Raw genomic sequence first — 22440 nt, forward strand, 5'->3', positions numbered from 1 at the left:
TAACATTTGGCGCTATTCAACATATAAAAATAGTTCTTTAAAAGTAGAAAGTAAAGCCCATCGAATGATTATTTTTGTGTTTTACACTGAATGATCGTTTTTACTTCGCAAAAGGAGCTTAATCGGTCGCGAATAGGGACAAATAATTATGGTTACGGGACAAAAACGGATATATTTTCTGAATCGATACATAAACGGCGGGTATTTCACGCCGTCAGGAGGTATGTTGTCTGTCTTTTCTCCTAATTTCCTGTTTCGCAGAAATTCTGCTGTTATCTGTAAACTCTATAGTGGCCATAATTTCAAGTCTGAAGCTGACAAGGAATTCATCGATATTCCGGCCTACACCGGTAGCAATCAGTATCTGGCGCAGATGGCTAAAGCACTAACTGCTCTGAAACCTTCATTGAAAGCAGTGCTTGTTCATGGGAGCTATGCAACAGGTGAAGAAATTGCCTACAGCGATTTCGATGGTTTGATCATTATCTCAAAAGAAGCGTTGCATAACAGAAAGCAACTTTCGGAGGCAGCATATAATCTGCATGAATTAAGAAAGTACATGCATCTCATCGATCCATTTCAACACCATGGCTGGTTTGTACTTTCCGAATATGATCTTGCAAATTATCCTGAATGGTTTTTGCCAACAGCTGTTTTACACCATAGCAAATCGTTGTTGGGAAATACAAGATTAGAGATCAATGTTCAGGAAGTACCTGATGTAGATTTTAAAAGATCCTTCCTGAGACTTTGTGATAGTTTGAAAAGAAAACTTTCTGCTTCCAAATCAGATTGGAATATTTATCAGTTGAAGGCCATCTTCAGTGAATTTATGATGTTGCCGTCAGCTTATGTTCAGGTGCGTGATGACAAAGGTATTTTCAAAAAATACAGCTTCGCAGAAATGCGCCGGGATTTCACGGATGATGAATTTGCTGTGATGGATGAGGTTTCAAATATTCGATTGAACTGGATGGTTGACCTGACCGATAGACAGAAAAAGTTTTTTGAAAGAATTGATTTCTTAAGTTGGAAAGGCCGGCAAAAAATAGAATTAAGTACACCTGTTTTTATTGAGCTTTCCATTAACAATGGAATTTTTTCGAGGATGAATAATTTCACTGCATTGGTCAAACACACGATTCTTAACTCAAACAAAAATGAGTAAGTATTCGCTCATAGATCTTCCTGTATTCGTCAGGCCGGAAATGTATGAGATTAACATTTCAGCCGTGGCTTCTGCATTGATGAATCACGGCAAGGTTGAGAGTGTATATCGTATCGGAAGTGTTACAGCTCCCGGCATTTCAGATCTTGATATGTTTGTGGTTTTTAAGGATGGAACTTCAACTGTTCATGATCCTTTGAGAAAACTGGATGAACAAGGCCATTATCTTTTTGTTCATCGTTTGTTCGGAGCTTCATACAGCCATTTTCAAAAAGCAGTAGGCCTGACTCAATTTCATAACTATCGCCTGATAGGGGGTAGTGAAAGCAGGTCAGAAGGACATCTTTCTCCTGCAGATGATACTCTTGTAAAAATTCAGACTGCACTGGAGTTTATGATAAAGATGTTTATGGTCATGAATTTTCAAAAAGTGTATCGCATAATTAAAGTCCGTGCATTTCTGCTTGAGTCAAGAGCAATGGAGTATGATCTTGAATATCTTGGTGTGAAATCAGGGCCGCTGTTTGATGTCGTGCAGGAAATAATTAACCTCCGTAAAAGATGGTTTCTGTCTGAAAATAATTATCTGAAAATTGATGATCTTTTCGACAGATTTTACATTCACTTGTTAGCATTCCTGGAAGATATTTTATTGAAGGAAAAATTTTATACTCCTCATCTTACGAGTGGACGATTTGTAAAGAATGTCCGATGGGCCATGAGTGAAAAACTCTCCATTTCAAAACGAGGAATACCTTTGCCTTCATTTCTTGCAGGTATTTTTCACAGGAAGTATTTTAATATGATGAATAAAGTGACAGGATTTTCTGTCAGGTTGCCGCTTAGTCCTGATCCTCCTGCTATTCTCGAGCAAAGATTTTTATTGTTGAAAGAAATGGCAGTATATAATAAAAAGCATATTCCTGAATTTATGCCTCCCGGTTCCAGTCTTAACATCACATGACTTTATGAATATACTATGGCAAAGTAAAAGTTCAAAGGTGTTGCAGGCTTTCTATGAGGGAACTGTTGCAGACGGTATCAATGGTGGAAATGCCTATGATGTACAATCTGCATTGGCCCTTGCCAGGGATTTCAAAGTGGTAATTGATCCTGTTACCATTCGTAAAAATGAATCAGTATTTTCATATTGGCGGAGAATGCGCAACTATAAACCGGTTGCCGACCTTCTGATCATGGAGCCATATCCTGTTGTATTTGGAAAACGAAGTGAGTCACAACTGTCAATCGCAGTAATTCATCACATCGACCATTTTCTTGCAAAGAAATCAATTTATCATCGTTGGTATTTTTATAATTTGCTGAGGAAGATAAATAAATGCAATGCAATAGTTACTGTTTCTGAGCATTGGAAAAAGTATTTTGAATTACGTGGATGCAAAAATGTTTCTGTTATTTATAATTCATTCGATCCTGAATTGTATGGAAAGTCTGAAGAAGATGAACAATCATTCAGGCGAAGAAATGGTATTCCATCTGACAAAAAAATTGTTTATATTGGTAATGCTATCCGTGAAAAAGGCGTGGTAGAAGTATATGAAGCATTAAAGAGTTCCGGTTTCCATCTGGTAATGACAGGTCCGAGAAACAGAGTTCCGGAATTGAATGTTCAATACCTGAATTTAAAAAGAAAAGAATATTTACAATTACTGACTTTTTCTTCAGTAGTAGTTTGTTTTTCTCTGATGGAAGAAGGTTGGAACCGAATTGCACATGAATCCTTATTGTCACACACACCGGTAGTTGGAAAAGATAGTGGCGGTATGACTGAACTCCTGAATAAAGCCGGACAAATTGTAGTCCGAGACAGAAGCGAGATCAGAGATGCTGTTACTGAAGCGATGGAGAAGAGAGGTCAATTAGCTGATTCAGGATTCAATTACGTAAAACAATTTGATCTGAATTATTTTGAAAATGCATGGAAGAATATAATCAGATCAGTTATAAAAGAAAATTAATAGTATGTGCGGGATTAATGGCATAGTTAGTTTTGGTAGTAGTATCGACAACGGAAAGGAACTCGTTGCCGCTATGAATACTGCTATTGCTCACCGTGGTCCTGATGATCTTGGCTATTGGGCAGATGAACAACGGAAAGTTCATTTCGGTCATCTTCGGCTAAGCATCATTGATCTTTCACCTGCAGGCCATCAGCCCATGATCTCTGCAAATGGGAATGTTATAATTTTTAACGGCGAGATCTATAATTACAAAGAACTTAAAACTAAATATTTCAGTGACCATCAATTTAAGGGCGATAGTGATACGGAAGTTCTCTTAGCACTATATGAAAAGTTTGGTGAGAATTGTCTTAATTACCTCAATGGCATGTTTGCATTTGCCATCTGGGATTTTTCTAAAAAGCAACTCTTTATTGCAAGAGACAGAGTCGGAAAGAAACCGTTCTATTATTCCATGCAGGATGGAAAATTTTCTTTTTCATCAGAGATAAAAGGACTATTGCGTTTGCCATGGATGAAAAGAAAGCTCGATGAAAATGCAATGTATCATTTTCTTACTTTCAATTTGCTTGCTCCGCCACAAACCATGTTCGATGGGATTGATAAGCTGGAGCCCGGATGTAAGCTTACCATTGATTCAAGGGGAGTAGTGAGCAAGAAAGAATACTGGGAAGTTAATTATTCGGCAGAGATCGAAAAACTCAGTGAAGAAGAATCGCAAATAAAAGTTGAGCGCGCCCTGGAAAAAGCGATTGAACTGCGAATGGTTTCTGATGTTCCTGTCGGGGCTTTTCTCAGTGGTGGAGTTGATTCCAGTGCTGTAGTTGCTTACATGTCAAAACTGACATCAAAGCCGGTAAATACTTTTTCAATAGGCTTCGATGGCCAGCAGGAATACGATGAACGGTTCTACGCAAATAAAGTATCAAAATTATTTAATACAAATCACAGTGATATAGTTGTTACTTCTGACGACATAGAAAGTTTCCTGCCTGAAGTGGTCAATATTTTTGATGAGCCAATGGCCGATGCAACATGTATTCCAATTTATTTTCTTTCGCAGAAAGCAAGACAGTCGGGAAGCATTGTCGTTTTAACAGGTGATGGAAGTGATGAATTATTTGCAGGATATAGAAACTGGAAAAAATTTATCCGGTTGTTTCCCTGGTACAATCAATATTCAAAGCTTCCTGATTTCGTGAAGCAGGGAGTTTTGAAAGGTGCCGGAGTATTTGCTTCTGATAATGCATATGAAATTTTATCGAGATCGGCACGAGGTCAGGATATGTTCTGGGGCGGAGCAAAAAGTTTTAAGGAAAGTACAAAGACAAAATTCTTGTCTGAAGAATATCTTGAGCGTTTAGGTGTAAATGATTCTTACAGCGTTATTCAACGTTATAAAGAACGTTTTGAAATGATAAAAACACATTCGAACAGAAAGTTTGAATATGCTGACTGGATGTGCTATCTGGGACTGAAATTTATGGTCCCGAATTATTATTTGTATCGTATGGATCATCTTGGGATGGCAAATTCGATAGAGATCCGTTCGCCTTTTCTTGATTATGAATTTGTGAATACGGCACTTTCAATTTCGTCTAAATATAAACTCAATAAAGAAGAGCCAAAATATATTTTAAAGAAGGCGCTTGAAAAAGTTTTACCTGCAGAAATTCTTTATCGGAAGAAAATGGGATTCTGTGTTCCGCTAAAAGAGTGGGCCGGCGATCTGATGATTGATTACATTGAAAAAAATCTCAGATCTTTTTGCAATGATCATCCGCAATTCAAATATGATGAATTGAATTCTCTTCTCAAGCAATTGAAAGCAGGCGATGAATCAACGGTGAATCGATTATGGACCTTATATTTTCTGATTGCATGGTTTAAAAAATGGCTTGATTGATCATGAAGATTCTGGTAATAACAAATATTCCTAATCCATACCGGATTCCACTTTTCAATGAGTTAAATATTCAGTTGCGTGAAAAAGGAATGGATCTCAAGGTTATCTTTGCAGCAGAAACTTATAGCAGAAGAAAATTTGTGATCGATCTGAATGATTGCAAATTTGAATTCGCATTTTTAGGTTCTGAACAGATCAGCTTTGGAAATTCTGAAAAGACCACTTTCCGATATGGCAATCTGACAGAAGTTCTGAAGAGTGAAAATCCCGACCGGATAATAGTCAGCGGATTTTCAATGGCCACAATGAAAGTCTGGTGGTACACGAAATTTTCAAAGGCAAAATATCTGATCTGGAGTGGCTCTGTGACCACCATAGGAAAAGGAGCGTCATTCATTCGTTCTTTACAAAGAAAGGTTTTAGCAGCCAATTCCGCGGCATTTATCGTCTACGGTAAACGGGCAGGCAAGTACCTCGAAAGTCTTGGAGTGCAAGCAAAAAGGATCTTTAAGGCAATAAATACTGTCGATACGACCTTTTTTCGGGAAAAAACTGTTGAATTGCAAGGAAAAAGCCGTTTATCAGATAACAAACACCGACTTTCTTACGTAGGCTACCTTAGTAAAAGGAAGAATGTGGATCAACTACTGATCTGCATCCGGCAGTTGGCAAATGTTCGTCAGGATTTTGTTCTTGACCTCATCGGCGACGGCGATCATTTAAGCGATCTGCAACGGCAGGTCGTTGAATTAAAACTGGAAAGTTTCGTTCAGTTTACCGGCTTCAAACAAAAAGAAGAACTCCCGGAATACTATGCGCAAACGGAGGTGTTTCTTTTCCAGACCGGATTTGATATCTGGGGTCTGGTCTTGAATGAAGCAATGGCAGCAGGATTACCTTGCATAGCTTCTCCAAATGCAGGCGCAGTAGATGACCTGATCGAAGATGGTAAAACAGGATTCATTGTTGATTTCAATAATGTCGATCGTGTACTTGAAAAAATAAATTTCCTGCTCGATAATAAAGAACAGGCAAAAATAATTGGAATGAATGCGTCTCAGTTCATTTTGCATAATGCGGGAGTAAAGCAAAGTGCGAAAGGGTTTGTGGATGCAATTGTTTATTCAAATAATAACGAATAATTAATATCGAATAGTGATGAATAGTCTAAAGTAAGCAAAGCCTGGCTACTCACTACTCACTAATTACCAGAAAAAAGAATGAGCTTTAAAGAATGGAAAGCGTATTGGAAAAAGATCAACTGGACCAGAAAATGGTTTGCGGTCTTTGTTTTATTGCGGCCATTGGTTGATAATTTTTATAAGTTAAAAGAAATTTCAACCTTCCTTTCTCCGATTTATATCATGGGTGTATTGACACCTTTGCTTGCAATCTGGGCAATGCTTTCAATGCGCGAGAAAAAAGAGAGTAGTGCCGGCGGTGAACTTTTCCGTTTTTGGGGAATCATCATATTTGTGAATTGCATCGTGCTATTGGTCTCATTTTATTCACTCGACAGTTTAGGAAATTGCATTAAATATTTAACACCTCCTTTAGTTTTCTTTTATCTCAGAAAAGCAATCCGTGATAGAGAAGATCTGCATTTTATTCTTCAGACATTTTTGTATTCCTGTATCTTCCCTTTTGGAATGATGTTTTACGAAGTAATTTTCGGCGCAATCACTCCTGAATATGCTTCAGCAGGAAGAGGTGGTGGAGCACGGATCCGCGGCGAGTATGCAGATAGTATGAACTATGCATCATTCTTAGTCGGTTCGTTTCTGGTAGTAGCATATTTTTTCCTTGAAGGATTGCATTCAAAGGCGAAAAAGAAACATGTTAATCTTCCCAGATTAGTGATATGGGTACTTGTCAGTTTTGTTGCTGCAATTTCTCTCCGTCACGTTTCAACATGGGCGGTATTTCTCACTTTGATGGGATTGCTTTTATACTTCAATTCGAAAAATCTTAAAGGATTGGTGATCGTTGCATTTGTTCTTGCAATGACATTGCCATTCTTTGCAAGAACTATTTATGACAAACAGATCTACCCTTTGATCGCAAAAGAATTCAATGTACTTAACGGAGATCAGGATGTTCAGTATGCATTTAATGGCCGTGTATCGCGATGGGAAAGATATTTCGAGATCTGGGGAAGGATGCCTGAAATTTCACATTATCTGGGAGTTTCGTTCTCAGGTTTCAGACAAGCACCGGTAATGGTTGGAGGTGGAATGCACAATGACTATATCAGGAACTTATTTCTCACCGGATTTATAGGAACCGGATGCTACATATTGTTTTTCGTCTTTGTATTCTGGAGAAGAACATTTCTGCGACCTCCTGAAAAATTTCTGGTCATGGGCTCAGTGGCAATCGTCACATTGTATTCGATCAGTACATTGCCTACGATATATCCCGGATTATTCTGTCTTGCGTACCCTATCTATTGCTTTGCATTACTGCCCGTAAAACAAGCATATGCAGTTAAGACACCAAAAATCAGGTCGAGAGTTCAGCGGCCGGAAACTCTGGCAGTTGAATGAAAAAACGAATAATGATACTCGGAAAAATTCCGCCTCCTTATATGGGACCATCAATTGCAACACAGATCATTCTCGAATCTTCTCTGAAGGAGCGTTTTGAATTGTTGCACATCGATACCCGTGTCAATACTTCATTGGATACAATGGGCAGATTTTCATTGAGTAAAATTATCCGAAGTATTTCTATCTGGATAAAAATGTTTACGACGATCCTGACGAAACGTCCGGCACTGGTTGTAATTCCGATTTCGCAATCTACTGCAGGATATTTAAAAGATCTTATTTTTATTCTGATTGCGAAAATTACATTCCGGAAAACTCTTATTCACTTGCGTGGAAGTAATTTCAGAAACTGGTTGAATTCTTCTTCAGCTTTTACCAGATTCTTTGTCACAACTACTCTTAAAATGAATAATGGTGTGATCGTACTGGGAAATAATCTGAAACAACTTTTTTCCGGAATTTTTTCCGGAAAAAATATTTATGTATGTCCTAATGGTGGGAATTATTCAATACCTGCATCTTCAAGAAAAGATTCAGACGTAAGGATCTTATACCTTGCCAATCTGCAACCTTCAAAAGGAATTGAAGATGTACTGAATGCCATAAAAAAATTGAAAACGAGAATCGCATCAGGATATACACTCGTTGTTGTAGGATCCTGGCGGTCGAAAATTGTGGAAGAAAGTTGTATTAAACTTGTAACAGAAAATAATTTGCCTGTGGTTTTTCTTCCACCTGCAACAGGCGACGACAAATTTCAACATTTAGCCGATGCCGACATTTTTGTTTTTACTCCGCGTGAACCTGAAGGACATCCCTGGGTGATCGTAGAAGCTATGGCTGCCGGACTTCCAATAATTTCTACAGATAAAGGCGCAATCATTGAAAGTGTTATAGATGGAATAAATGGTTATATTGTTCCTACCGGTGACCCCGATGCAATTGCAGAGCGGTTGTATAAATTGATATCAGAACCCGGGCTTCGCTCTGCAATGAGTGTAGCTTCAAAGAAAGCATATCAGAACGGATTTACCGAAGAGAAAATGGTCGGTAATCTGACAACAATATTTGAAAAAGTAATTAACTGAAAGTATGGAACAACTTGTACAAAGTTTAAATGACGGAGCAATGCAGATTCTGCAAGTGCCATTCCCTGCTTTACAATCAGGTTGTATTCTTGTGCGTAATCATTACTCAGTGATCAGTGCAGGAACCGAAGGTAAATCTGTTAAGGATGCGCGCTTAGGTTATGTAGCAAAAGCAAGAGCACGCAAGGAAGAAGTTGGTAAGGTGATGAAGTCTGTTCAGAATTTTGGATTGTTGCCAACGTATAAGATGGTAATGAACAAACTTGAAAGCCCGTCACCATTAGGTTATTGTTGCGCAGGCGAAGTGATCGCTGTTGCAGGCGATGTACAGGATTTTCGTATAGGTGATCTCGTTGCTTGTGGTGGAAACACTGCTGTTCATGCAGAAGTTGTTTCAGTCCCTGTTAATCTTTGTGTCAAACTTCCGGCAGGAATTGATGTCCGTCAGGCTGCATTTGCTACACTCGGTGCTATTGCAATGCAGGGTATCCGTCAGGCTGATCTGCGTCTGGGGGAAAATGCAGTTGTAATAGGATTAGGTTTGATCGGACAGCTTACAATTCAAATGCTGAATGCGGCTGGTATACGTACGATCGGTATTGATATCGATGATCGCATGGTAAAACTTGCAGCCTTGAATGATTGTGAATTAGCGATCAACCGACGTTCAGAAACATTGGAGAATGATGTCATGCAATTCACTTCCGGTCATGGTACCGATGCAGTGATCATCACCGCAGGTACCGACTCAACAGATCCTGTTGATCTTGCAGGAGCATTGTGCAGGAAGAAAGGTAAAGTGATCATCGTTGGTGCTGTTCCCACAGGATTTAAACGTGCAAATTATTTCAAGAAAGAACTTGAATTGAAAATGTCTGCATCGTATGGCCCCGGTCGTTACGATAGGGAATATGAAGAAGACGGAATTGATTATCCTTATGCTTATGTCCGCTGGACAGAAAACAGAAACATGGAAGCATTCATTGAATTGCTTCGTAAAGAGAAGTTGAATATAAACGGACTTATCACTCACGAATTTTCATTTACAAAGGCTGAAGATGCCTATAAGATCATCGTTGAAAAATCAGAGCCATTCACCGGAATGATTTTGAAATATGATTCAAAAAAACAAATTGCATCGACAATAAAATTGTCGGATAAAAAATATTCCGGATCGCAACCGGTTGTTGGATTTATAGGTGCAGGTTCTTTTGCTCAGAATTATTTATTGCCTTCGGTAAAAGATAAAGCCCAGCTTGCAATTGTAGCTACTGCACGTCCGAATAATGCGCGGTATATAGCAGACAAATATGGTTTTGCTTCCTGTACAGGAAATGCAAGCGAAGTTTTTTCCGATAAAGATGTGAATACGATCTTCGTTGCAACCCGGCATGATACTCATGCAGAGTATGTAATTGAGGCATTAAAAAATAACAAGAATGTTTTTGTTGAAAAGCCTTTATGTCTGAAGCCGGAAGAACTTGAAACGATAAGGACACTTTACAATTCAAAAAATGTTCTGTTGATGCTTGGCTTCAATCGTAGATTTTCTCCATTCACGGAACAGTTGAAATCATTCATTTCAAAAACAGTTAATTCTGCCGGCTCATCTGCAATCTCCATCAACTACAGAGTAAATGCAGGAATGGTTGCCGCAGACCATTGGGTGCACGATATGCAGATCGGTGGCGGAAGGATTCTTGGAGAGGTTTGTCATTTTATTGATCTGTGTACATTTATCGCCGACTCCAGAGTAACCGGTGTTAGTGCAATGGCCATGGATTCAGCAGATAAAAAGCAAGATACTGTGACGATCAGTTTAACGATGGCCAATGGAAGCATTGCGAGTATCAGTTATTTTTCGAATGGACAGAAAGATCTTGCAAAAGAAAAGATAGAAATATTTTCAGGTGGAGTAGTAGCAGTCATTGACGATTTTAAATCAATTACTACCTACGGAAAAAGCGTATCGGAGAAATCAGGAAAACAGGATAAAGGACATCAGAAAGAAGTTCAGTTGTTTCTTGAATCATTACGTGAAGGAAAACAATCGCCTATACCTTTCGAAGAAATTTATCATTCGATGCTGGTAACATTCAAAGTACTTGAATCTATAGCAAGGAATGGTGAACTTATAAAAATTGATTAATTTTCAGAATGAAAAAAAAGGTCTTTATTTCTGATTCTTTTGAAAAGCTGCGAAAGTATGTAGCCAATGAAGAATATAAAGGCTACGATCCATACGATACTTTATGTTCTCCGGTGCCGTTCAGATCGTTCACCTCATGGGGACCGGTTATTGCAACACAAGTTCAGAAACGGAATCCATATAATATCCGGAAACTTCTGAGGATTGAGAAAGGAATAAATCCTAAAGCGATGGGTTTGTTTCTCGAAGCTTATGTGGTACTCGAAGAATCAGGAATCGGTGAGTTTACATCGCAATGTGATTACTTTTTTCAATGGTTGAGTGAGAATCAGTCAACGGGATACAAAGGAAATTCCTGGGGATATAATTTTCCCTGGGCTACAACAGAAAAATATTTACCTGCATTCGCTCCTACGGTTGTTGCAACAGCTTTTGTAGTGCGTGGATTGTTTGCATACCATCGGCTTACAAATAATCCGAAAGCGAAAGAACTGATCCTTGGTGCAGCAGAATTTGTACGCAAAGAACTTGCCCGGACAAAATTTGATACAGGGTTAGCGATCAGTTATACCCCTTTGTTTCCTGACTGTTGTTATAATGCAAGCCTGCTGGGAGCAGAAGTTCTTGCCTATGCAAATTCTATTGTAGCCGATAAGGAAGATGAGAAAATTATCCGTGATGCCGTTAGTTTCGTTTTGGCAAAACAGCATGCTGATGGTCATTGGAATTACAGTATGGATCTGAAAACAGGTGAAGAAAGAAGTCAGATCGATTTTCATCAGGGTTATGTGCTTGATTCAATACTCATCATATCACGGCTATTAAAAGTAAATGATGCAAAGTGGGAAGCCGCTATGTTTAACGGTTTGAATTATTATAAAGAGAAACAATTTTTCCCTGATGGCCGCAGTCTCTGGCGAATCCCGAAGGAATATCCGGTAGAAATTCATAATCAGAGTCAAGGCATCCTGACTTTTCTTAATTTTTCGCATTTAGGTGATGAGTACACTAAATTTTCCAGAACCATTGCAGACTGGACAATTGAAAACATGCAGGATGAAAGTGGTTATTTCTACTATAGAAAATTAAAATTCTATACCAATAAGATCAGCTACATGCGCTGGAGTAATGCGTGGATGTTTTTGGCACTAAGCAGGTGGATGCACCGGAATGCAACTTTTAAAAATAATAATTAATATATTATTGAAATTTACGATTAATTATGAATATTTAAAAACAATCTACAAAAAAATCCGAAACATCAATTTTATCGCCGAGCATTTTTTTGCGTTTTGCTTCCCAGAGAGTTTTGATGTCTTTTGTGTTAAGTAATTCATTTACTTTTCCCAGGAGGATTTCCTGATTGCCGGGTTTTATTCCGAAACCAAGGCCGTAGTTTTCTTCAATGTCTTTCAGGTAACCGATTCGTCCTACAAAGTCATTGTATCTGATGAAAGGAATACCTAATACCCCCGCTTCAGCTGCCATGGTCTGACTGTCGCCAATGTAAAGAGAGGCGAAGGCCATAACATGATGCATGTCGATTGGTTTTATATTCAGACGGTAGGGTTCAAATTCTTTTTCGAGTTCTCTTTCGGCAGTAATAAATACTTAGAAGCTGTTTCTGTATCAATTCCCTGAACTCCCGAATCATGATGTGCTTTCAGTTTTGCAAAGCGCAGAATGAAATATTTTTCATCAGGATTAAAATATTTTCTGACAATATTTTTGTCGGCTGAAAAAACGTTAGGATGTAAGTACGCCAGTTCGTGATAGCCTCTGTATGTAATTGTTTTATGTGGTTCACCGGTTTCGCAGACATCAGGTGATAAGAGATGCATTGCAAAAGGATGTGCTAATTTTTTCACCAGCGGAATAATATCAGCATCATCTTCATTGACGAAGATATTCGGAATACGAAGAAGATAACCGATGTGACAGATCTCTGTCGATGTTCCGATCAGAAGATCGGGTCTGTCTTTGAGACATTTTCTAAGCAGGCGGAGATCCTGTTTAATTAATCCGAATGCAATTGAAAACTTATTGTCTTTCCTTCCGTGCGGAAGAAAGTTTTCATATTCCCAGCCTTCTGTTTTTATAAGATCTTCGAGAACGTCTTTTTTTGTTGCAACAATTCTGATATCATGTTTGAGAGCAATCAGTTTTCTGATAGAATGTTTGAACAAATGAAAATGCGCAGGATGATGTAAATAGAATAAGATCTTCATATCAGATCAGTTCTTAAAAGCATCATGAGTGGAAAGATCCTTTACTACTTTTGCAGGTACACCTGCGGCCAGACATCTTGGAGGAATATCTTTTGTAACAACAGAGCCTGTTGCAATAACAGCTTCATCACCGATCGTAACCCCGGGCGCTATAATAACATTCGGCATGATCCATACACCATTGCCTATGCGTGTCTGCATAACTTGCCGTGGATAGATCTTTTTCAAGCGCGTATCAGATGGAATATTTGCATGCGCCGTGATAATAGTTCTATCGCCGATAGAAGTGTTGTCACCGATAAAGATCTGATCCGTAAACACCCTGTCAAACATCACCTCATGACCAATGTAAACACCTTTGCCGATGTTCACACCACGCCATCTGTGGATGGTAGTTCTCCAGCTCTTGATAAAGCAAAAAAAGGCAACCTTATCCAGAAAAAACCGCCACACAAATTTTACCGCATAGCGCATCTTCCCAAAGAAACCTTTGTAACCATAAAAGTCGAGTACTTCTTGTGCAGGCATGTTAGGAATAGAAAATACTCATATAATACGAAAGGTTGACTGTTTTGTTCGTTGAAACCTGAATTTTTATTCATTTGAAAAATGTAAAAATTTAATCAAATAACTATGTCAAATACCTATACTCAAGTTCACATTCAATTTGTTTTTGCTGTGAAATACAGGAAAGCGCAATTGTTACCAAATTTTAAAATCGAGTTATTGAAGTATATCACTTCCATAATTCAAAAGTACGGTCATAAAATGCTTGCAATAAACTGTGAGCCGGATCACATTCATATTTTTATAGGAATGCGACCGACACAGTCAATTTCGGACTTAATGCAAGAGGTGAAGGCAAGTTCGTCAGGATGGATCAATGCCAGAAATTTTTTACCGGCGAAGTTTGAATGGCAAGGTGGATATGGTGCTTTCGCCTACCATAAAAAACAGATCCCAAGTGTGATTGATTATATCCAGAAGCAGGAAATTCATCATCGGAAAACTACTTTCATTGAAGAGTTTATAGAATTCCTGAAAGAGCACGATATAGAATACGACGACCGATACATTTTCAAAGATATGATATGACTTTCCTTCACCATCGATAGGGCGTCCCTGACGGGACTTGGGGGCGTGGGATGTGGAGACTGTGTGGTTATATACAAAGGTTGTTGCTTGTTGTGACTGTTACCGATAGGGCGTCCCTGACGGGACTTGAGGGCGTGGGATGTGGAGACTGTGTGGTTATATACGAAGGTTGTTGCTTGTTGTGACTGTTACCGATAGGGCGTCCCTGACGGGACTTGAGGGCGTGGGATGTGGAGACTGTGTGGTTTTATACGAAGGTTGTTGCTTGTTGTGACTGTTACCGATAGGGCGTCCCTGACGGGACTTGAGGGCGTGGGATGTGGAGACTGTGTGGTTTTATATGAAGGTTGTTGCTTGTTGTGACTGTTACCGATAGGGCGTCCCTGACGGGACTTGAGGGCGTGGATGTGGAGACTGTGTGGTTTTATACGGGTTGTTGCTTGTTGTGACTGTTACCAAGGGCGTCCCTGACGGGACTTGAGGGCTTGGGATGTGGAGACTTGTGGTTATATACAAAGGTTGTTGCTTGTTGTGACTGTTACCGATAGGGCGTCCCTGACGGGACTTGAGGGCGTAGGATGTGGAGACTGTGTGGTTATATTCGAAGGTTGTTGCTTGTTGTGACTGTTACCGATAGGGCGTCCCTGACGGGACTTGAGGGCGTGGGATGTGGAGACTGTGTGGTTATATTCGAAGGTTGTTGCTTGTTGTGACTGTTACCGATAGGGCGTCCCTGACGGGACTTGAGGGCGTGGGATGTGGAGACTGTGTTGTTATATACGAAGGTTGTTGCTTGCTGTGACTGTTACCGATAGGGCGTCCCTGGCGGGACTTCGGGGCGTAGGATGTGGAGACTGTGTGGTTTTATACGAAGGTTGTTGCTTGTTGTGACCCTGACGGGACTTGTGGGCGTGGGATGAAGAGACTGTGTGGTTTTATACGAAGGTTGTTGTTTGTGGAGACAGTTGCCAATGGGGCGTCTCAGACGGGGACGGACCTACAATGTTACACCCTCACACGACGTACGCCCCCAAGTCCCGTCAGGGACGCCCTATCGGTAGCCCAGTAACCCCCACGCACCCCCTCCCCAAATAGAAAGGTGTTGCCCCCCGCATCCCGTTGCCAGAATGTAAAGGGTGAATTGAAATTGATGTTGGAATGATCAGGAAAAGTAAAATGAATCCAAAGGATTATATCGGAACAATCAACGCATAAATCTCCGCACATACTCCCCCACCGTCAAAAACTCATACCCCTGATCGGCATAATAGCCGATGAAATCTTCGTAGAGGGGGATGGCTTTTTTGCCGAGGTTTTTTATTTTCATTTTGCCGCGGATGACGTCGCTCAATAGATATTTTATTGGATTGGATGTACGACGGGTGATGATGCGGCGTTCGGAATGTTCGTCGATGAATTCATTCGGGTGGACGTCGAAGACCAATGGCTTTTTATTCATTCCTGTTTCAAGGTTGAACAGGCGTTGCTGCATGGACGTGATCTTCGGAAACAAGCGGAGTGTAGTACCAACGAATGGAAAAAGAAATGCCGTGAGTGGAATTTCTACTAATGAACTGTTTCCTTTTTTAAAAAGATTGTCTTCTGCAGTTTTGTAAGGTAGTCGTGGTGCGCGCAGCCAGTTGAGTTTTTTTAATCCGCCGAAAGAAAGAAATGCATCGAAACGTTGTGAAGCAACAGAACTGTCGGATTCAAAACCTGTTTCAATTAATGCACGCGGAGTATTTTGGTTGACACGCAAAGCCGGTGCTCTGAATGAAACAACTTTTTGTTTACTGATATCTTCTAAAATATTTTTTGAGCGAAGCAGATGTTCTTTTTGCTGATCAAAAGTCAGAACATCAAATGCCTGATCGACTTCATGTGTCCATCCATGCGATGCAACTTCATGTCCGTATGGTAAGATCATTTTTACTACATCCGGAAATTTTTCAGCCATATCGCCGACAAAATAAAATGTGCTTTTGATGTTGAACTTTTTATAGATCTCCAGCAACAAAGGCATGCCTTCTTCCAGAACTTTTACACCGGTCCCATCACGAAGTGTGTTAAACCAGATGCTGTGTGTTTCAACATCGTTTGTAAGCAGGCAGAATTTTGACACAATATTTTTTTTAATTAATTGGAATTATTCATAAAATTAATTGTAATTATTTTAATGATTTCATCCAAAACAAATAGCAAAATTGGCAAAGGAGAATTTTCATTGCGACCATTTGGGGAACGTTTTACGTCAGGTTGCAACAAAAATTCTTTTTGCCGACAACTGTTTTTACACAGTTAGGGCCATAGAGTTACCCTAAAACGGCTTTATTTGTCCCATTTTCCCCCGCTTTTATTGTACTTTTACGGCATGCACAGGCCCTATGGCCGAATTCTCTTGCATTTTCCATTCCAATACATTAGATTTGAGTATCAATAATTCAAAACACCACCACGTTCTGAATCCCGCTCTCCAAAAGGCTTTCGCCTGAGGTGTTCAGAAAAAATTGCAGTGTACTCCTGCGAGCCAGTACATCAACCATAGAAGAAAAATAAAGCGATTAATTAAATAATTTAATTAATTAATTCGGAATTATTTTGCTCATTGTAAGAAATGAGCAGGATTATGAAACATAACATGAACACAGATCTTATGTTTGTTCCGGGAACGAAATAGTAAAATGAAAAAAGAGAAGAATACAAAAAATGTATTGCGTCAATTTTCGTTCCGCAACAATCCGGTTGTAGGCTCTTCTGCAATTGCCACGAAAAATTTTCAGCGATCTAAAAAACGTTCACACAACTTCCGTCCGCATCTTGAAAAGATCGGCGGGATGGATGCTGATGTTAAAAGATACATTTCTGATTTTTGCAATTTGAAAACAGAAGGAACTTTTGTAATGCGTTCATCAATTGCTGATAGCGTTAACAACCTTCCCGCAAATGCAAACACGATCATCAACCTCAAACGTGTCAACGATATCCGCGGCATCAATAATTTTTTACATAAAGTAAATGATCATTTGGTTGAAGGCGGATTGTTCATCGGTTGTGTTGAAACGAAATACTTAAGAAAGCGCCGCATCATGAATCGCTTTCCTGCCGGCTTTGCACACATATATTATGTACTCGACTTTTTCCTTAAACGTGTTTTCCCGAAATTCCCGGTAACACGCTCTTTATATAAAGTACTTGTCGGCGAAAGAAATAAAGTTCTTTCACGTACAGAAACATTAGGCCGTTTATACGCTGCCGGATTCGAGATCAAGTCAATGAAGTTCATCGGCAAAAATCTGTTCTTCGTAGCTTCCAAAGAAAAATCACCGCTGTTCGATTATGAACCGGTATATGGACCGATCTTCAGAATGCGCCGCCATGGTAAAAATGGTAAAGTGATCCATGTATATAAGATGCGTACCATGCACTCTTACTCTGAATACATTCAGAAGTATGTATATGATATGAATAATCTGGCCGATGGTGGCAAAATGAAAGACGACTTCCGCGTATCAACACTCGGAAAATTCTTCCGCCGATACTGGATCGATGAACTTCCAATGATCATCAACCTGCTCAAAGGTGACCTGAAAATTGTCGGTGTTCGTCCACTGAGTTCGCACTTCTTAGGTTTGTACTCAGAAGAACTTCAGGAAAAACGCCTTCATCATAAACCGGGTCTCATTCCACCATTCTATGTGGATATGCCCAAGACGATGGAAGAGATCCAGGCCTCCGAAATGAAATACCTCATCGCTCACGAAAAAAGTCCGCTGATGACGGATGTGAAATATTTGCTGAAGGCTTGTTACAACATCCTTATTAAACGGGCACGAAGTAAATAACGAAAAGTGAAAAGTGAAAAGTGAAAAGTGAAAAGTGAAAAGTGAGTAATTCTGGGTTGCAATTCTAATCAAGCCACGAATTACGAATTACAAATTACCAATACACGCCTAACGCCACTTATGTTCAGAAAGTTTACGCACACCTTTCTAATATTATTTTTATTGCTTTCTTTCAAAACCTCTTTTTCACAGGAGGTTTATGTGCATGTAAATAATACTGACCTTTACGATTTTATTGATGAGCTGACGAACAGTCGCATCATTACTGTTAATACTACGATCAAACCGTATTCAAGAAATTTTATTGCTGCAAAATTGCAGGAAGCGGATCTTCGTCGCACAGAATTAAATAAACGGCAGCAAGGTGATCTTGATTTTTTTCTGAAAGACTACAACAAAGAACTTAAAGCCGATAAGAATTTTAATAAACGACTCGACTTACTATATTATAAAGATTCGCTGTTTACTTTTTCTGTGAATCCGATCGTCGGACTTACTTATTTCAATAATGACAGTGGTTCGTTTTATCGCAGGTGGAATGGTGGCGAAATGTTTTCATACATCGGAAAAAATTTCGGCATCTATGCAAGTCTTCGCGATCAGCATGAAAGTATCCGCCTCAGTGATGCTGCATACTTAAATCAGGCTGATGCATCAAATTATAAACCGGATACAAAAGGCGGTGGCGATTATGATGAGATCCGCGGAGGTATGACCTATAGCTGGTCATGGGGAAGTGTCGGACTTTTGAAAGATCATTTTGTATGGGGCGATAACTATCACGGATCAAATATTTTTTCCGGACATCAGCCATCATTCACTCATTTGAAATTTCATATGAGTCCTGTAAAATGGTTCGACTTTAATTATGTTCATGGATGGTTAGTGTCTGATGTGATCGATAGTTCACGTTCATATTATAATGGCAATTCTATCCGTATCGTCTTTCAACCGAAATATGTGGCTGCAAATATGTTCACATTCACGCCTCTGAAAAACTGGTCGTTCTCAGTCGGTAACTCTGTTATATATAGTGATCAGTCTGTGAACCCTGCATATCTTATGCCTTTCTTCTTTTATAAATCAGTTGATCACTCACTGACTTCTTCAGGCAGTAATTTCCTTGGACAGAATTCGCAGTTGTATTTCAATTTAAGTACACGCGCAGTAAAGAAAACTCATCTATATATTTCTGCATTCATTGACGAACTTGCATTAGGTCGCGCACTTGATTCGGAAAAGCATACAAATTTTGTAAGTCTGAAAGCCGGTGGAAGAGTGAGTAACATCCTCAATAAAAATATAAGTGTCACTGCAGAGTATACACGTACTAATCCCGGCGCATACCGTCATTATTTACTTACAGGAACTTTTGCAAACTCATCCTATAATATGGGTCATTACCTGGGAGAAAATGCTCAGGAAATTTATCTCGCAGTTTCTGCCAGACCAATACCGAAACTTTTTGTAGAAGCTTCATATACTATTGCTCAAAAAGGAAAAGAGTATAATTATACCGGCAGTTCGAGAGATACACTGGGTGATGGAAAAGGTTTACCTTTTATCGACCTGTTGTATTGGGAAAGTTCTGAGATCGCTTTGAATGCGCGTTATCAGATCATCAACGATTGCTGGATCTATGCAGGAATTTTATTAAGTGATAAAACAGGAACTACCGCTCAACTCGATCAATATACAATGCCTTATTATAAAGGAAAGAAAACAACGATCTCTGTGGGAGCAAACATTGGATTTTAGATAAGTAAGTTCAATTGGTCAAAGGTTATGAAAAGAAAAAAAATAAACACTAAGTGCACTAAGTTCACAATAAGACCACTAAGTATTCCGTGTTCTTATTGTGAACTTAGTGCACTTAGTGTTGAAATTTTTCTCAGCGTTTGTACAAATTGAATGAAAATATATAATAGCGGCAATGGCCGGCTTATAGATCTTTGACATATTGAATGAAATTAGTATCCGATTTATCGGATGGTTTAATGCAGAAAAATTTTAACACTAAGATCACTAAAATTCGTCACAAGAACACATGTTGATGTTTTACTTCACTTGTGATCTTGTGCTAAAAAACTTAGTGAACTTAGTGTTAAAAATTTTCTCTGCGTTAAACATTTATTACATCTTCAAAAGCAACCCAATCAAAGCCGCCCCAAGAATAATATAAGGCTCTTTAAGTTTTTTGAAATTATACAAAAGTAAAAGCGAACAAATCGCAATCACTCCTGATTGAATGTCTCCGATCGAACGAATAGAAATTAAAATAGCTGCAGCGAATAGCGATCCGAGTATAGATGCCGTTATTCCTTCAACAAATATTTTTATTGATGGATTGGATGCCAGCTTTCTGAAAAACGGAGCAGTAATAATTGTAATAAGATAACACGGTAAAAAAGTTGCAACTGCTGCAACAACAGCTCCGGGAAATCCTGCAACCAGATAGCCGATAAAACCAACAGTCATAATTAACGGACCGGGTGTGATCATAGCGATTGCAACTGCATCAAGAAATTGTTGTTCGTTCAGCCAGTTATGCTGGATAACAACACCGGCATGAAGAAACGGAACAATTGCAAGCCCGCTTCCAAAAACAAATGCACCTGCATTTGAAAAGAAGTAAGCGATCTTCCAGAGTGTACCGGTTTCAAATTGCCAGAATCCGATTCCGCCGAGTAGCACAAGATTGGTTTTCATATTCCGCATCCATTTCGGCGGGGATTTGATAGCCATATAAGTGAGTCCGGCAATCAGATAGAGTATCGGACCCTGCGCAGGAAAGTAAAAAGTAAAAACAAGTGAGATCAGAAAGATCAGCCACAATAACCATTTCATACGAAATGATTCAAGTGTAAATTTTCCGATCGATTTCAATGTAAGTTTGATCGCACTGGCAAGAATAATTCCGACGACAGCCGAACTGATGCCATAAAAGATCGCCTGCATCCACGGTAAGCCACCAAATAATTTGTATGCTATTCCTAATAGCAACACCATAAAGAACGAAGGTGCAATGAAAGCTAAAATGGTAAGTGTTGCTCCACGGATTCCGTAATGAATGTATCCTAAATAAATTCCAAGTTGTGCAGCCAATGGTCCCGGCGATAACTGAGCCAAAGCCATTCCTTCATTATACTCCTCTTCAGTGATCCATTTTCTTCGCTCTACAAGATCGCGATAGATATAAGTTACAAGAGCAACCGGCCCGCCGAAACCTGAATAACCAAGTTTCAGAAAGTAGCCTGCAAACTGTTTAAGAGTAGCAATGTTTTTCCGGGGATGTGTTGCAGAGAGATCCATCAATTTCCTGCACGACGCGATTTGATATCGGAAAGAACTTTCTCCTGCGGAATTCTGGCAGTAGCATCTTTCACTAATAATGTCCGCGCCTGATTTTTCAGAAGTTCATTTTCATGATCGAACGCCTTCACTTCTTCTTCTGTGAATGGTGCAGCATTCAATGGATAATGTGTTTCATAACCAAATTGCAAAAGAGTTTCTCCTGCAATTCTTTCGAAGATCTCTATATCAAGTGGAGTAAGTTTTTCTGAATAATGTTGCTTGTTGGTATTGTCGACCGGACGAACAACATTTTTCCACATCTCTCCTGCAGCGGCAGTATTCTTCGCTTCATCGGATGTAAAATAATTCAGCATAGCATTGTCCCACTTCAAACCAATTTTTTCAAGAACAGGAGATAGTGATTTTTCAGGATCTTCAATAAATTGTTCATATAAAAGTACTGCTGATCTGTTTTTGCCATATCTGGAAATTACAGAGGTAGCAATCGCCTGTTCATTCTGCCATTGTTTGGCTAAATGATAAATATGTTTCTCACCGACAATTGCTCTTTTGAAAGAAGCAGCAACATCTCTTCCGTCACGCACCAGATGAATATAAAATGGTTCAAGTCCTTCTTGCTCTATTGCATCTGCAAAATATAAATTCGCCATACTCTTACAACACCAGAATGAAGCACCTTTCATTTCAGCTTTCACCTGGTAGATCGCTTTGAAAACCTGTACCAGTGTATTGCTCTCGCAATAACTTCTGATCTTATCTCTGTCAAATTCCATGTGAACCCATTTCACAGGATTCGCTTCAACAAATCTGGCAACATCATCAATCAGTAATCTGAAATTCGATTCAACAGAAAGATCACCATACAGATTCATTAATGGTGAAAATGTTAACAGTATATGAGGAGGATGCGGAGCTTCTATCGACTTCAATTGGTTCATCATGATCCGAAGAAGATTTGAGCCTGATCGCTGAGTACCAATGATTAAAATTGAGCCGACTTTATTTGCCATTTATTTTATAATTTGCGCAAAGAAAGAAAAATAAAGGCAATTCGTAAAACCGTTATCAGTACAAATTCTATAAATTAATCAAGTCATCATGAAATCAATCCGCATTAT

18 protein-coding genes are annotated in these 22440 nt (G+C 39.3%); 12 read left to right on the top strand and 6 right to left on the bottom strand.

Annotated elements, in window-relative coordinates; genetic code table 11:
- Positions 1 to 148 precede the first annotated feature (148 nt).
- The 9 genes from IPL24_05280 to IPL24_05320 all read left to right on the top strand — a co-directional run bounded on the left by IPL24_05280 (position 149) and on the right by IPL24_05320 (position 12038).
- Entirely contained in the window at positions 149 to 1168 is a 1020-nt protein-coding gene (locus IPL24_05280; GenBank protein MBK8363101.1) for a nucleotidyltransferase domain-containing protein, read from the top strand.
- On the top strand, positions 1161 to 2132 hold the full coding sequence (locus IPL24_05285; GenBank protein MBK8363102.1) for a hypothetical protein: 972 nt from the start codon (positions 1161 to 1163) through the stop codon (positions 2130 to 2132). The genes IPL24_05280 and IPL24_05285 overlap by 8 nt, the downstream gene beginning before the upstream one ends.
- 4 nt (positions 2133 to 2136) lie before the next feature.
- Positions 2137 to 3147: a glycosyltransferase family 4 protein gene (locus tag IPL24_05290; protein MBK8363103.1), complete on the top strand. Its 1011-nt coding sequence runs from the start codon at positions 2137 to 2139 to the stop codon at positions 3145 to 3147.
- Positions 3148 to 3151: 4 nt separating this feature from the next.
- Positions 3152 to 5056: an asparagine synthase (glutamine-hydrolyzing) gene (gene asnB / locus IPL24_05295; GenBank protein MBK8363104.1), complete on the top strand. Its 1905-nt coding sequence runs from the start codon at positions 3152 to 3154 to the stop codon at positions 5054 to 5056.
- 2 nt (positions 5057 to 5058) lie between these two features.
- On the top strand, positions 5059 to 6198 hold the full coding sequence (locus tag IPL24_05300) for a glycosyltransferase family 4 protein (GenBank protein ID MBK8363105.1): 1140 nt from the start codon (positions 5059 to 5061) through the stop codon (positions 6196 to 6198).
- A gap of 78 nt (positions 6199 to 6276) precedes the next feature.
- The gene (locus tag IPL24_05305) at positions 6277 to 7602 is read left to right on the top strand and encodes a hypothetical protein (GenBank protein MBK8363106.1); all 1326 of its coding nucleotides are present in this window, start codon (positions 6277 to 6279) and stop codon (positions 7600 to 7602) included.
- Positions 7599 to 8693: a glycosyltransferase gene (locus IPL24_05310; GenBank protein MBK8363107.1), complete on the top strand. Its 1095-nt coding sequence runs from the start codon at positions 7599 to 7601 to the stop codon at positions 8691 to 8693. The genes IPL24_05305 and IPL24_05310 overlap by 4 nt, the downstream gene beginning before the upstream one ends.
- Positions 8694 to 8697: 4 nt before the next feature.
- The gene (locus tag IPL24_05315; protein ID MBK8363108.1) at positions 8698 to 10842 is read left to right on the top strand and encodes a bi-domain-containing oxidoreductase; all 2145 of its coding nucleotides are present in this window, start codon (positions 8698 to 8700) and stop codon (positions 10840 to 10842) included.
- Between the two features lie 8 nt (positions 10843 to 10850).
- Positions 10851 to 12038 carry a hypothetical protein gene (locus tag IPL24_05320; GenBank protein ID MBK8363109.1) on the top strand — a complete coding sequence of 396 codons (1188 nt, stop codon included), beginning with the start codon at positions 10851 to 10853 and terminating at the stop codon, positions 12036 to 12038.
- 34 nt (positions 12039 to 12072) lie between these two features.
- On the opposite strand, the gene IPL24_05325 is transcribed toward IPL24_05320, so the two are convergent.
- Genes IPL24_05325 through IPL24_05335 form a run of 3 tightly spaced genes read right to left on the bottom strand, consistent with a single transcriptional unit; the run spans position 12073 to position 13598 of the window.
- Positions 12073 to 12369, bottom strand: coding sequence for a hypothetical protein (locus IPL24_05325; GenBank protein MBK8363110.1), 297 nt, complete (start codon positions 12367 to 12369; stop codon positions 12073 to 12075).
- A 29-nt stretch (positions 12370 to 12398) separates the two neighbouring features.
- Complete coding sequence (locus IPL24_05330) at positions 12399 to 13070, bottom strand: DUF354 domain-containing protein (protein ID MBK8363111.1); 672 nt, start codon at positions 13068 to 13070, stop codon at positions 12399 to 12401.
- A 6-nt stretch (positions 13071 to 13076) separates the two neighbouring features.
- Positions 13077 to 13598: an acyltransferase gene (locus IPL24_05335; protein ID MBK8363112.1), complete on the bottom strand. Its 522-nt coding sequence runs from the start codon at positions 13596 to 13598 to the stop codon at positions 13077 to 13079.
- A gap of 105 nt (positions 13599 to 13703) precedes the next feature.
- Between IPL24_05335 and tnpA the strand changes: the two genes are divergently transcribed.
- The gene (gene tnpA, locus IPL24_05340) at positions 13704 to 14165 is read left to right on the top strand and encodes an IS200/IS605 family transposase (GenBank protein MBK8363113.1); all 462 of its coding nucleotides are present in this window, start codon (positions 13704 to 13706) and stop codon (positions 14163 to 14165) included.
- A gap of 1204 nt (positions 14166 to 15369) precedes the next feature.
- On the opposite strand, the gene IPL24_05345 is transcribed toward tnpA, so the two are convergent.
- Positions 15370 to 16188, bottom strand: coding sequence for a polysaccharide deacetylase family protein (locus IPL24_05345; protein MBK8363114.1), 819 nt, complete (start codon positions 16186 to 16188; stop codon positions 15370 to 15372).
- A gap of 658 nt (positions 16189 to 16846) precedes the next feature.
- On the opposite strand from IPL24_05345, the gene IPL24_05350 reads away from it, so the two are divergent.
- Both IPL24_05350 and IPL24_05355 read left to right on the top strand, forming a co-directional pair.
- Complete coding sequence (locus IPL24_05350) at positions 16847 to 18007, top strand: sugar transferase (protein MBK8363115.1); 1161 nt, start codon at positions 16847 to 16849, stop codon at positions 18005 to 18007.
- A gap of 201 nt (positions 18008 to 18208) precedes the next feature.
- Complete coding sequence (locus IPL24_05355; protein ID MBK8363116.1) at positions 18209 to 19765, top strand: hypothetical protein; 1557 nt, start codon at positions 18209 to 18211, stop codon at positions 19763 to 19765.
- 375 nt (positions 19766 to 20140) lie between these two features.
- Here IPL24_05355 and IPL24_05360 read toward each other — a convergent pair whose 3' ends face one another.
- Together IPL24_05360 and IPL24_05365 are read right to left on the bottom strand one after the other, a co-directional pair.
- Complete coding sequence (locus IPL24_05360; protein ID MBK8363117.1) at positions 20141 to 21319, bottom strand: chromate transporter; 1179 nt, start codon at positions 21317 to 21319, stop codon at positions 20141 to 20143.
- Positions 21319 to 22332, bottom strand: coding sequence for a sulfotransferase (locus IPL24_05365; protein ID MBK8363118.1), 1014 nt, complete (start codon positions 22330 to 22332; stop codon positions 21319 to 21321). Before IPL24_05365 ends, IPL24_05360 begins: the two co-directional genes overlap by 1 nt.
- Positions 22333 to 22440: the final 108 nt, after the last annotated feature.

The organism is Bacteroidota bacterium (assembly GCA_016711505.1).
Lineage (GTDB): Bacteria > Bacteroidota > Bacteroidia > AKYH767-A > 2013-40CM-41-45 > JADKIH01.